Annotated in this window: 1 protein-coding gene; it reads left to right on the top strand. The window is 57.4% G+C overall.

Annotated features, from left to right (window positions below; all coding sequences use genetic code 11):
• A partial coding sequence (locus VG556_RS22465; RefSeq protein WP_423180062.1) for an oligosaccharide flippase family protein occupies positions 1–462 on the top strand: 462 nt, incomplete at both ends.

The raw sequence follows: 462 nt of genomic DNA, 5'->3' as shown, positions 1-462 counted from the left end.
CTGCTCGGCATTCAGCGATCAGACCTGCGCGCCGTTTCCTCCATTGGAGGCATGATCATCCAGGTGGTCGTGTCCTATCTTCTGGTCAAGTCACACGGATTGCTCGGGCTTGCTTGGGCACAGGCTGCGCAGTACCTCTTTACCCTTGCCGCTTCGTCGATATTTGCGCACAGATCACGCGCCATCCTTGGTCCTCCCCGGTTCTCAGCCTTGGTCTTGAAGGAGTTGTTCGGCTTTGGCGCAAAGCTGCAGATCGGTACGATCGCGAACCTTCTGTTTGAACCCCTTTCCAAACTAGTCCTTGGAGCAGTAGCCGGCCCCGCACCGGTCGGCATCTTCGAGATGGCGTATCGAATGGTCTATCAGATCCGGACAGTCGCGATCATGGCACTCCAGAACCTCGTGCCAGCCTTTGCCGAGCTCTCACAGCGTGATTCCACGGCAAGCAACGCTCTCTTCACC

Source organism: Stenotrophomonas sp. CASM106, assembly GCF_049384825.1.
Lineage (GTDB): Bacteria > Pseudomonadota > Gammaproteobacteria > Xanthomonadales > Xanthomonadaceae > Stenotrophomonas > Stenotrophomonas muris.
This window is presented reverse-complemented; position numbering and strand designations above follow the sequence as displayed.